Origin of the sequence: Actinokineospora sp. UTMC 2448, from assembly GCF_024760565.1 — a bacterium.
Classification (GTDB): domain Bacteria; phylum Actinomycetota; class Actinomycetes; order Mycobacteriales; family Pseudonocardiaceae; genus Actinokineospora; species Actinokineospora fastidiosa.
The window spans coordinates 4,675,063-4,686,887 of sequence record NZ_CP031087.1 but is presented as its reverse complement, the minus strand read 5'-3'; the positions used below and the strand labels follow the sequence as shown (position 1 = coordinate 4,686,887).

General features: G+C 72.7%; 10 protein-coding genes. 9 read left to right on the top strand and 1 reads right to left on the bottom strand.

The genetic code is table 11. The features are described from left to right. Positions 1–2: 2 nt before the first annotated feature. The 4 genes from Actkin_RS21345 (at position 3) to Actkin_RS21330 (ending at position 5,204) form a co-directional block, all read left to right on the top strand. Positions 3–1,037: a pyridoxal-phosphate dependent enzyme gene (locus Actkin_RS21345; RefSeq protein ID WP_258903977.1), complete on the top strand. Its 1,035-nt coding sequence runs from the start codon at positions 3–5 to the stop codon at positions 1,035–1,037. A 317-nt stretch (positions 1,038–1,354) separates the two neighbouring features. Continuing rightward, positions 1,355–2,173 (top strand): ABC transporter ATP-binding protein, encoded by an 819-nt coding sequence (locus Actkin_RS21340; RefSeq protein ID WP_258903976.1) that lies wholly within the window; start codon positions 1,355–1,357, stop codon positions 2,171–2,173. A gap of 35 nt (positions 2,174–2,208) precedes the next feature. Continuing rightward, entirely contained in the window at positions 2,209–3,174 is a 966-nt protein-coding gene (locus Actkin_RS21335; protein WP_258903975.1) for an ABC transporter substrate-binding protein, read from the top strand. Beyond that, positions 3,174–5,204, top strand: a complete 2,031-nt coding sequence (locus tag Actkin_RS21330; protein ID WP_258903974.1) for an iron ABC transporter permease — start codon at positions 3,174–3,176, stop codon at positions 5,202–5,204. Before Actkin_RS21335 ends, Actkin_RS21330 begins: the two co-directional genes overlap by 1 nt. Positions 5,205–5,272: 68 nt before the next feature. Here the strand turns inward: Actkin_RS21330 and Actkin_RS21325 are convergent, their stop codons facing one another. Beyond that, complete coding sequence (locus tag Actkin_RS21325) at positions 5,273–6,481, bottom strand: S8 family peptidase (protein WP_258903973.1); 1,209 nt, start codon at positions 6,479–6,481, stop codon at positions 5,273–5,275. Positions 6,482–6,926: 445 nt separating this feature from the next. Here Actkin_RS21325 and Actkin_RS21320 point away from each other — a divergent pair, with 445 nt between their 5' ends. From Actkin_RS21320 to Actkin_RS21300, 5 genes are all read left to right on the top strand, one after another. After that, positions 6,927–8,087, top strand: a complete 1,161-nt coding sequence (locus tag Actkin_RS21320; protein ID WP_258903972.1) for an MFS transporter — start codon at positions 6,927–6,929, stop codon at positions 8,085–8,087. Continuing rightward, positions 8,084–8,836 carry a TauD/TfdA family dioxygenase gene (locus tag Actkin_RS21315; RefSeq protein WP_258903971.1) on the top strand — a complete coding sequence of 251 codons (753 nt, stop codon included), beginning with the start codon at positions 8,084–8,086 and terminating at the stop codon, positions 8,834–8,836. Before Actkin_RS21320 ends, Actkin_RS21315 begins: the two co-directional genes overlap by 4 nt. 76 nt (positions 8,837–8,912) lie before the next feature. Beyond that, positions 8,913–9,914 carry an ABC transporter substrate-binding protein gene (locus Actkin_RS21310; protein WP_258903970.1) on the top strand — a complete coding sequence of 334 codons (1,002 nt, stop codon included), beginning with the start codon at positions 8,913–8,915 and terminating at the stop codon, positions 9,912–9,914. Further along, the gene (locus Actkin_RS21305) at positions 9,904–11,007 is read left to right on the top strand and encodes a FecCD family ABC transporter permease (RefSeq protein ID WP_258903969.1); all 1,104 of its coding nucleotides are present in this window, start codon (positions 9,904–9,906) and stop codon (positions 11,005–11,007) included. Before Actkin_RS21310 ends, Actkin_RS21305 begins: the two co-directional genes overlap by 11 nt. Further along, on the top strand, positions 11,004–11,771 hold the full coding sequence (locus Actkin_RS21300) for an ABC transporter ATP-binding protein (protein WP_258903968.1): 768 nt from the start codon (positions 11,004–11,006) through the stop codon (positions 11,769–11,771). The genes Actkin_RS21305 and Actkin_RS21300 overlap by 4 nt, the downstream gene beginning before the upstream one ends. Positions 11,772–11,825: the final 54 nt, after the last annotated feature.

Below are 11,825 nucleotides of genomic sequence, written 5' to 3'. Positions count from 1 at the left end.
ACGTGGACGACCACATCGCCGACGCGCTCAGCCGCCCCGCGCTGCTGCGCCTCGACGACGGAATCACCTGCCTGCGCTTCGAGACCATGAAGGTGGTCTCGGCGCTCGCCGCGGTGCGCCACCTGTTGGACCGCGGCACGATCGCCCCCGGCGACACCCTCGTCGACAGCTCCAGCGGCATCTACGCGCACGCGCTTGCCCTCGCTTGCCACCGCTACGGGCTGCGGTGCCACATCGTCGCGTCGACCACCGTCGACCGGACCTTGCGCACGCAGCTGGAGATCCTCGGCGCCACGGTCGAGCCGATGCCCCCGACCCCCAGCCTCAAACTGGACCAGAACCGCCGCGTCGCCCGGGTGCAGGAGATCCTGCGCGCCAATCCGCGCCACCACTGGATGCGGCAGTACCACGACGACATCCACTACCTCGGGTACCGCCCGATCGCCGAGCTCGTCCACCGCGAACTGGGGACCGGCGACCTCACGATCGTGGGCGGCGTGGGGACCGGGGCGTCCACCGGAGGGCTCGCCAGCTACCTCCGCGAATCCGATCCGGACGTCCGGTTGGTCGGCGTGCAGCCCTTCGACAGCGTCACCTTCGGCAGCGAGCACGTCCACGATCCCGACATCATCATCGCCGGGATCGGCAGCTCCATCCCCTTCGCCAACGTCGTCCACGAGTTCTACGACACCATGCACTGGGTCGGTTTCCACGCCGCGCTCGCGGGCGGGGTCGCGCTGCTGCGCGGCCATGCCGTCTTCGCCGGGCTCTCGGCGGGCGCTGCCTACCTGGCCGCGCGCTGGGAACGGCGGGTCGACCCGAGCCGCCAGGTCGTCTTCCTCGCCGCGGACACCGGCCACCGCTACGTGGAGGCCGCTTACTCCCGGCACCGGGAGGTCCCCGGCCCCGAGCACCTGGCTCCCCGGCAGATCGCCTCCCCGGCCGACATGGCCCCGCCCTGGTCGCGCATGGACTGGGACAGGGCCCCCGCCCCAGCGGCGGCCTCGGCGGTCGACGGCGTCCGCGCCGCGTCCTGACCGGCGGCCGGGGGGTGGTGGGCGCGGCCCGCGGCCGGGTGGTCGCGGGCCTGCCGATCGGTCGACCCGTGGGGACAGCCGGTGGAACCGGGCGAGGTCGACCTCCCGGAACGAGTTGACCGTTCCGATCGGCTCGACCGTCCTCGCCACCCCGCGCGACTGCGCCTCTACGGCGGGCTGTTCGTGGTGCGATGGGACGCCAGCAGGCCCGGTCTCGGCGCGGTGACAGTGAGTTGTCGCGCACCGCCAAATGGGCCAAAAAGTGCAGTAGGTCACGCCTATATGGGTGATCAAGGGGATTAGGTTAGGCTCCCCTTATGTTCGCGGGAGACGTACTGCTGGCTGGCGAGGAGCTGGTGCTCGCGCACCATGATCGCGCCGTGGTGCACGGTGTCTCGCTCGGACTCCGCGCGGGCACTGTCACGGCCCTTGTCGGGCCCAACGGCTCCGGCAAGTCGACCGTTCTGCGGGCTCTCGCGCGCCTGCACCGCCCCCAGGATGGGCGGGTCCGGATGGGCGGCCGCTCGGTCTGGGGACACTCCCCGCTGTCCGGCAAGGAGTTCGCCCGCAACGTCACCCTGCTGACCCAGCATCGACCGACCCCGTCGGGTGTCTCGGTGCGCGATGTCGTCTCCTATGGACGGTATCCCTACCGGACGGGATGGCGCGGAGTGGACGTGGAGGGCGGCGCGGCCGTTCAGCGCGCCATGGACCTGACGGGTGTCACCCCGATGGCAGACCGGGGCGTGGACGAGTTGTCGGGCGGCGAGTTGCAGCGCGTGTGGCTGGCGTCGTGCCTGGCGCAGGAGACGTCCGTGCTGCTGCTGGACGAGCCGACCAACCACCTCGACCTGCGCTACCAGGTCGAGGTCCTCGACATCGTCCGCGATCTCGCGATCGACCACGACGTTGCCGTCGGTGTCGTGCTCCACGACCTCGACCACGCGGCGATGATCGCCGACGAGGTCGTGCTGCTGTCCGACGGCGAGGTCGTGGCGGCGGGCGGGGTCCGCGAAGTCCTGACCGGCGAGCACCTGACCCGCGCCTACGGGGTCACCGTGCACGTCGCCGACGACCCGGTGACCGGTGCGCTCCACTGCCGCCCTGTCGGCAGGCACAGCCCCCGGCTGGTCTGAGCCCTCCCCCCTTCACCCTGAGAGGTAAATCTGCCATGCGTTTGCTCGCCCCTGCCCTCCTGACGGCCGCCGTGGTGCTGTCGGCGTGCGGCACGACCGAGGCGCCGTCGTCCGCCCCGAGCCAGTCGGCCGGGGAACCGGTCACCGTGACCGACTCCCGCGGCAAGGCGGTCACGCTCGACTTCCCGGCCACGAAGGTCGTCGCGCTGGAGTGGGCCGAGGCCGAGACCGTGGCGTCGCTGGGCGTCATGCCGGTGGGCGTCGCGGACGTCGCGGGCTACCGGACGTGGGACTCGGCCAGCCCGCTCGCCGACGACGTGAAGGACGTGGGCAAGCGCAACGAGCCCAGCGTCGACTCCATCGTCGCGCTCGACCCCGACCTGGTGATCATGCCCAAGGGGCGGGACGAGACGCTGGCAGGCCAGCTGGAGCAGTACGTCCCCGTCGTCGTCACCGAGGCCAGCGACGCCTCCGGCAACCTCGACCGGCTGCGCGAGGACACCAGGATGATCGCCAAGGCGATCGGCAGGTCCGCGGAGGCCGAGCAGCTCCTGTCCGAGATGGACGCCGCTTTCGCCGACGGCAGGGCGGCGGTCGAGGCCAAGGGCGCGACGGGCACGCCGTTCGTCATGGCCGACGGCTGGCTCGAGGGCAGCACGGTCGCCATCCGCCCGTTCGGCAAGGGCTCGCTGGTCTCCGAGGCCGCCGAGGCCGTCGGCCTGAAGAACGCCTGGACCGGCGAGGTCGACCCGCAGTGGGGCCTGGGCGCCACCGACGTCGAGGGGCTGACCGCGCTCACCGACCCGAAGACGTTCCTGGTCTACAGCGCCTCCGAGGACGACGTGTTCACCACCGGCCTCGCCGGGAACCCGGTGTGGCAGCGGCTTCCGTTCGTGGTGAACAAGAAGGTCGTCAAGCTGGAGCCGGGCACGTGGACGTTCGGCGGGCCGAGGTCGGTTATCGCGATCACCGAGCAGTTCGTGAAGGCCGCCACCGCCTGATGCGCGCCGCCGTCGTGACGGCGGGGATCGTGGCGCTCATCGTCGTGCTCTCCGCCGTCCACCTCACCCAGGGCACCGCGTCGACCGGCGTGCTCGACGTCCTCGACGCCCTGCTGGGCAACGGGGACGCGCAGACCCTCGCGGTGCTGGAGGGGTCACGCGTGCCCCGCCTGCTGGCCGCGGTGCTGCTCGGGGTCGCGCTCGGCGCGGCGGGCGCGGGCATGCAGTCGGTGGCGCGCAACCCGTTGGCCTCGCCGGACACGCTCGCCGTGAACGCGGGCGCGCACCTGGCCGTGGTCTCGATCGCGGCGTTCGGGCTGAGCCTGCCCGCCCTGCCCGCAGGCGCGGCGGCGTTCGTCGGCGGGCTGGCCGCGGCGGTGGTCGTGCTGGGGCTCTCCGGCGGCGGCTCGACCAGTCCCCGGCTGGTCCTGGTCGGGTCGGCGGTCATGCTGACGCTGCAGTCGGCGACGGTCCTGCTGCTGCTGATGTACGAGCAGGAGACCACCGGGCTGTTCGCCTGGGGCTCGGGATCGCTGACGGTGAGCGACCTGAACGCGACCGCGCAGATGGCGCCGATCGTGCTGGCGGCGGTGGTGGCGTTGATCGCGATGGGGCGCTCGCTCGACATCCTGGCCCTGGGCGACGACAACGCGACCGTGCTGGGGTTGAAGGTGCGGCGGACCCGCGTGGGCGCGGTCCTGCTGACGGTGGCCCTGACGGCGGCGGCGGTGACGGTCGCGGGCCCGATCGGCTTCGTCGGGCTCAGCGCGCCGGTGATCACCCGCCTGCTCACGCCGTTCGTGCCCGGGCTGGGCGCGCACCGGCTGCTGCTGCCGGTGTCCGGGCTGGTCGGCGTCGTGATCGTCTTGGGGGCGGACGTGCTGCTGCGCGCGGTGATGGGCTCCGCCGCCGCGGTGCGGGTGCCGACCGGGGTCATGACGACGGTCCTCGGCGCGGTCGTGCTGATCTGGCTGGCGCGACGCGGCCGGTCCGGCGGGGCGCCGCGCCAGGCGCCTGCGGGCCGCGTCGGCGTCGCCACGTCGTCACGCAGGCTGGTGGTGACGGCGGCCGTGCTCGGCGCGCTCCTGCTCGCCGCGCCTGCCGCGGGCCTGATGCTCGGGGACCGCCTGGTGCTTCTCGGTGACCTCGCGAACTGGTTCGCGGGCCGCACGGGCACCGCGCTGACGTTCGTCCTCGACCACCGCCTGCCCCGCGTGCTGGCGGCGATGGTGGCGGGCGCGGCGCTGGCGGTGGCCGGATGCGGCATCCAGTCGGTGAGCCGCAACCCGTTGGCGGAGCCGGGGCTGCTCGGCATCACGGCGGGCGCGGGCCTGGGCGCGATCGCCTTGATCACCGCCGTCCCGATGGCGGGCGCGTGGCACATCGCCGGTGCGGCCGGGGTGGGCGCGATGGCGGCGTTCGCGCTGGTCTACGGGCTGGCGTGGCGGTCGGGGCTGGACTCCGACCGGCTGGTGGTCATCGGCATCGCGATGTGGTCGGCCGGGATGGCGCTGATCACGCTGCTGATCGTCACATCGGACCCGTGGAACACGGCCAAGGCGCTGACCTGGCTGTCCGGCTCGACCTACGGGCGCACGCTGGACCAGGTCGTGCCGACCGCCCTGGCACTGGTCCTGCTGACCCCTCTCCTGTGGGCGTACCACCGGGAACTGGACCTGCACAGCCTCGACGAGGACACACCCCGCGTGCTCGGGATGCGGCTCGAGCGCTCCCGCCTGGTGATCCTGGCCGCGGCGGGCGTCCTCGCGGCCACGGCCGTGTCGGCGATCGGCGTGGTCGCGTTCGTCGGCCTGGTCGCACCGCACCTGGCGAGGTCGCTGGTCGGCGGCAGGCACAGTCGTGTCCTGCCCACCGCGGCGGCGATCGGCGCGGTCCTCGTGAGCGCGGCGGACACGGTGGGCCGGACGGTCATCGCACCCGCCCAGGTGCCCGCGGGCCTGGTGATCGCCCTGATCGGCACGCCGTACTTCATCCTGGTGCTCTGGCGGACCCGCGAGATGCGCACCTGAGGGACGGGGCCCGATCGATCGCCCAGCGGGTGATCGACCGGGCCGCGTCCCCGATCAACCGGGCAAGGCTAGAGTTTCGCGACATTCAGCAGCGGCTCGGCGCTGCCGTCCGGGTCGGTGGCGGTGTCCCAGTCGCTGGTGCCTGCCGACCGCAGTGCGGACCGGACCGTGCCGGGCGTGGCGCTCGGGTTGGTGGCCTTGTAGAGCGCGGCGCCGCCCGCGACGTGCGGGCTGGCCATCGACGTGCCGGAGATGGTGTTGTAGCCGCCGCCCTTCCAGGTGGAGTTGATGCAGACGCCGGGCGCGATCAGGTCGACGTCGGCGCCGTGGTTGGAGAAGTCGGCGAAGGTGTCGTCGACGTCGTCGCGGCAGGTCGCCGAGCCGAGAGCGCCCGGCCTGCCGTCGAAGTCGGCCAGCGCGCTGACGGTGATGACCTCGGCGTAGGTGGCGGGCACGAAGGACTCCGCGTCGGAGGCGCTGTTGCCCGCGGCCACGACGTAGGTGACGCCCGCGTTCACCGAGCGGCAGATCGCCTCGTGCAGGGCGTCCCGGTTCGTGCCGCACGTGCTGTCGGCGCCCGATCCGCCGAGGCTCATGTTGGCGACCTCGATCCGGTCGGCGTTCGCGGTGACGAAGTCGACCCCGCAGATGATGTCCGACCAGCTCCCGCTGCCGTTGTTGTTGAGCACCCGCACCGGCCAGATCCGCGCGCCGGGCGCGACCCCGACCACGCCGGTGGCGTTGTCGAGAGCGCCGATCGTGCCCGCCACGTGCGTGCCGTGGCCGTTGCCGTCGTCGGCGCTGCGCCCGGTCGAGCAGTTCTTCGCGCCCGCGGCGTGGACGTTGAGGTCGGGGTGGTCGAGGTCGACCCCGGTGTCGATCACGGCGACGTCGACGTCCACCCGCTCGTCCGCGCCGTTGATCTTCGCCGTGGCGCTCAGCTCGGCGTCGACGCGGTCGACGCCGGTCGGCATCGTCTGCGCTGTGGTGGTGGCGATGCCGTCGCGCTGGACGAGGAGGACGCGCGGATCGGCCGCGAGCCGTGCCGCGGCCGTCGCGCTCATGCGCGCGGCGTACCCGTTGAGGGCGTGCTGGTAGCGGTGGGTCACCTCCACCCCGTGGCGACGCGCGTGGTCGTCTACCACTGTGGACACTGCTGCATCGTCGGACAGCATGACGATGTAGCCGGCGGCGGAGGTGGTGGCGGCCGCGGGAAGTGCCGGGGCGACGAGGGTCGCCAGGGTCGCAGCGATCAGGGTTGTGCCCAGGTTTCGCATCGCGCTCCTCGGTTCGGCTGGGTTGCAGGGGGAAGGTCGATAGTCCCTCGATCGTCGACACAGAGTCATTCCGCCGAATAGGCCAACCGGCTCTGTCCGCTGGTCTGTGCAGGCCAGGACGATAAACTGGGAATTGTTAACCATTCCTCATTGAGTGGGTGTGACCTCGGGTGACGCGATTTGGGGGAGCAGTGCGAACCCGGGGTTCGCGGTGAAGGTGCCGGGCAGGCACTCGGTGCCGCCAGCCGCTCGGGCGGGTCACCGGAGTCGGTGTCAGCGGCTGTGACTCCGGGCACAAACAGCACGTGAGACGGCCTTTGCGCAGCAATATTGCTTTTGCCAGATTGTGGCGATAGCTGGGGTGGGGGTTGCGGTGGCCGTGGGGACGTCGAGTGGGGGGAAGGCTCGGTCCGTTCTCCGGGAGGCGGGGTTCGTCCGGTTGTGGGTGGGGACGACGGCGTCGGGGCTGGCGACGTGGGCGTTGCCGTTCGTGCTCGGGTTGGCGGTGTTGGAGCGGGAGTTGAGCGCGGCGGGGCTCGGGGTCGTGCTGGCCGCGCGCACGGCGGGGTTCCTGGGGGCTGTGCCGGTGGCGGGGGTGGTGGCCGATCGGCACTCGCGGCGGGGGGTAGTGCTGGGGGCCGGGCTGGCGGCGGCGGGGGCCGCGCCGGTGATCGCGTGGGGGCTCGGCTGGTCGCTGGCGGTGATGGCGGTGGCGGCCGCGGTGATGGGGGCGGGGCAGGGCGCGTGCAGGCCCGCGTTCCAGGCGCTGGTCACCGAGGTCGTCGACGTCGAGCGGCGGCAGACGGCCAACGCGGCGATGGCGTTGGCCACGCGCACGACCACGCTGGCCGCGCCCGGCGTCACCGCCCTGCTCGCCACCGTGCTCGACACGACGGCGTTGTTGGTGGGGATCGGTCTCCTGTGGTTGTGCGCCGCGTTGGTCCCTCCGCGCGGTGCGCCCGCGCGGAGGGCGGACGGCCCGCGGGTGCCGTTCTGGCGGGAGTTCGTCGACGGGGTCCATGAGGCGCGGCGGCATCCGTGGTTCCTGGCCGGACTGGGCGCGCTGACCGCCGTGATCGCTACCGGTTACTCGGCCACGAGCGTCGCCCTGCCGCTGATCAGCCGGGACCGCTACGACACCGAGGTCGTGCTCGCCGCCGCGCTGACCGCCTACACCGTGGGCGGGCTGATCGGCGCGCTGGTGGTCGCGCGGTGGCGACCCCGTTCCCAGGGGTGGGCGGCGCTCGCCGCGCTGGCCTGCTACGGGTTCGCGCCGCTGGCGTTGCTGCTGCCGGTGCCCTGGGTGGTGATCGTCGCCGCCTATGTCGTCGCGGGCCTGGGGATCGAGCTGTTCAACGTGCCGTGGTTCACCGCGACGCAGCGGGAGGCCGCGCCGGACAAGCTGGCCCGGGTGTCCTCTTTGGATTTCCTCATGTCCTACGGGCTCGCGCCGGTCGGGCTGGTGCTCATCGCGCCCGCGATCGACCTGTTCGGGGTCACGGCCGTGCTCGGCACGTGTGCCGCCGTCTGCTTCCTCGCCCCCGCGGCGGCCGCGCTGGTCCCCACCACCCGCCACTTCGCACGGAGCACGGGAGAGAGCCGGTGAGCACAGCGCAGTTGGGTGTCGACGCGCCCCGGGTCGACGCGCGGGACGTCGATGAGGCCAGGCGGCGGCTCGCCGAGAGGGGCGCGGTCGTCCTGACCGGGCTGCCCGCCACCGCCGACGCGCTCGCGGTGGCCGCGGCGCACCTGTACGGGGAACGCCTGCGGCGGCTGTTCCCCATACGGGAACGCGCGTCCGAGGACGGCGGAGCGGTCCACCTGCACGCCGACAGTTTCGACCAGGTCGTCGACATCGGCGGCGTCCCCACGCGCAGGCGCGATCCCGACGAGGACGCGGTGCTCGTGCAGTGCGTGCGCCCCGCACCCGACGGCGGCCGGTCGTTCGTGCTCGACGCGTACCGCTACCTCGACACACACGCCGACCCCGAGCTCCTCGACTTCCTCACCGGCAAGGACGTGGACCTCTACGGGGCGTGGGCCGGACTGCGCGGGCTGCCCGCGACACCCCGGGTGGCCCGCCACGTCGAGTACACCCGCACCGGACGCCGCATCGCCCGCCGCACCGACGGCGCCGTGCCCCTGCACCGCGACCGCGATGCCGGGCACATCACCGCGATGCTGGACCGCTTCCGGGACAGCGTCCGCGCGATCGAGCCCGAGCTGCCCCGCATCGACCTCGCCGAGGGCGACATCCTCGCCATCGACAACTACCGCTGCTGGCACGGCCGCGACCCGCACACCGGCCACCGCGCGGTCCGCATCCTGACCCTGCGCACCGATGACGCCCGCTGATCCCGCGGGAACCGGCGCACGGCCCCGCCCGACAACCACACCGCGACCCCGCCCAGCAGCCCGAGTGGAGACACCGATGACACGACGCGTCCTGCCAGGTCTCACAGCCGCCCTGGTGCTGGGCCTCACCGGGTGCGCCGATCCCGCCGCCTCCGCGCCGGGGCCCGGCGGCGACGCGGTCACCGTCGTCAGCTGCGGCCAGGAGCTGCGGTTCGCCGCGCCGCCCGAGCGGGTCGTGGCCCTCGACCAGTCCTCCACCGAGACGCTCCTGGAACTGGGCCTGGTCGACCGCATGGTGGGCACGGCGAACGTGAAGACCAAGGTGGCGCCCGAGTACGCCGAGGACTACGCCAAGGTGCCGGTGTTGGCGCCCAAGAACGCCACCAGCGAGCAGGTCCTCGCCGCGACCCCGGACTTCGTCGTCGCCTCCTTCAAGGCGCAGTACACCGCCGACCGCTCCGGCACCCGCGGGGAACTGGCCGAACTGGGCCTGCCGTCGCTGGTGAGCGCGACGGACTGCCCCGAGCAGAACCCGGCCGACATGACGCCGTTCGACCTGCTGTTCTCCGACTACGAGGCGCTGGGCCGGATCTTCGGGATCGAGGAGCGCGCCGCGGCACTCATCGCGGAGCAGCGGGCGGTCGTCACCGCGGCGGCCGAGACCGGGGCGGCGGTGTCGGGGAAACCGACGATCCTGTGGCTGTACTCGACGTTCAACGGCACGCCGTACGTGGCGGGCGGGATCGGCGTGCCCAGCGAGATGAGCGGGCTGGTCGGGGCGGAGAACGCCTTCGACGACGTGGCCGAGTCCTGGCCGGAGGTGTCGTGGGAGCGGATCGCCGAGCGGGACCCGGACGTGATCGTCGTCGGGGACCTCTCCGAGCGCGGCGCGCCCGGGGACAGCGCCGACGAGAAGATCGCGATGATGCGCGCGCACCCGGCGATGTCGCAGCTGACGGCGGTGCGGGAGAACCGGATCATCCGGGTCCCGGGCATCGAGATGGACCCGTCGGTGCGGTCGGTCAACACCCTCGGCCTGGTGGCGAAGGGCATGCGGGACCTCGGCTATGCCCGGTAGCGCGTCGCGGACGGGCGGGCTGCCGCCGGTGCTGCACCCCGCCGCCGCCGTGGCCCAGCCCCGGACAGCGCCCTCGGGTTCCGCGCGGCGCGCAGGCGGCGGGTGGTTCGCGCTGGGCGCGGTGGTGCTGCCGGTCTCGCTTGCGGTGGCGATGGTGATCGGCAGCGGGGACATCGGATTCGCCGAGTTGGGGCGGGTGTGGGGCGGTCACCTCGGTCTCGACGTCGAACCGCTGCCCCGGTTGCTCGACTCGCTGGTGTGGGACCTGCGCGTGCCGCGGGTGCTGATGGCCGCCGTGGTGGGCGCCGCGCTCGGGGTCTGCGGCGCCGTATTGCAGGCGGTGACCCGCAATGCGCTGGCCGATCCCTATCTGCTCGGCGTCGCGCACGGGGCGTCGACCGGCGCGGTGCTGGTCGTGGTGCTCGGGGTGGGCGGCGGGGCGCTCAGCGTGTCCGGGGGCGCGCTGGTCGGGGCGCTCGGGTCGTTCGCGTTGCTGTTGGCGCTGTTGGGCAAACGCGGGCTGGGCTCGGTGCGGGTGGTGCTGACCGGGATCGTCATCGGGCTGCTGTTCGAGGCGGTGACGTACCTGATCCTGATGGCCTCCAGTGACGCCGACACGACCCGGGCGGTCCTGTCGTGGCTGCTCGGGTCGATGGCGTCCGCGCGGTGGGACTCGGTGGCCGTGACGGCGATCGTCTGCGGGGTGGGCCTGGTGGTGCTGTGGCTGCACTCGACGGCCTTGGACGGGTTCGCCTTCGGCGCCGACACCGCCGCCTCGCTGGGGATTGACGTGCGGCGGACCAGGGCTTTGCTGCTGGTCACGACCGCGTTGCTGGTGTCGGTCGTGGTGGCCTCGGTCGGGGCGATCGCCTTCGTGGGGCTGATCGTGCCCCATACGGTCCGGTTCCTGCTCGGGCCGTTGCACCGGGTCCTGCTGCCCGCGAGCGCGCTGGCGGGCGCGGTGTTCCTGGTGTGGGTGGACGCGTTGGCTCGGGTGGCGTTCGCGCCGAGGGAGGTGCCGGTGGGGGTCTTCACCGCGCTGGTCGGGGTGCCGATCTTCCTGCTGGTGCTGCGCAGGCGGGGTGAGCTGTGAGGCTCGCGACCGAGAACCTGACCTGGGGGGTGGACGGGCGGGCCATCGTCCGTGACGTCACCGTGGAGATCGGCGCGGGGGAGACCGTCGGGCTGATCGGTCCCAACGGGTGTGGGAAGTCGTCGCTGCTGCGCTGCATCGCGGGGCTGCGGGCGCCGTCGTCCGGGGTGGTCCGGCACGACGGCGAGGACATCTCGGGATGGGACGCCCGACGCGTCGCCCAGCGTCTGGCCTTCGTCGAGCAGGCCGCCGAGAGCGACAGCGATCTGCGGGTCGGTGACGTCGTCTCCCTGGGCCGGACACCGTTCCGCGACCGCTGGCGCGGCTTGTCCGCCGCGGACCACGCGATCGTCGACGCCGCTCTCGAGCACGTCGACCTCACGGGGTTGCGGGACCGCCATTGGAACACGTTGTCGGGGGGCGAGCGGCAGCGGGCGCACATCGGCCGGGCGCTCGCTCAGCGGCCGTGGGCGATCCTGTTGGATGAGCCGACCAACCATCTCGACATCCGGCACCAGCTCGACTTGATGGAGCTGCTGGCGTCGTCCGACCAGACGGTGTTGGTCGCCCTGCATGATCTTGCGTTGGCCGCGCGGTATTGCGATCGACTTGTCCTCCTTTCCGATGGCGCGGTCGTGGCGGATGGGACACCGGAGGAGGTTCTGACGGGGGAGCGTCTGCGGGAGGTGTACGAAGTGGACGCTTGCGTTGGCCGCGATGTGCTCGGCCACCTGTCGATCAGTTACCGGGTGGAGGCTCGGTGACGGTCGGTCGAGACCAGCGCGTTCGGCGGGTCCCTGGAAAGTCTGACGAATTAG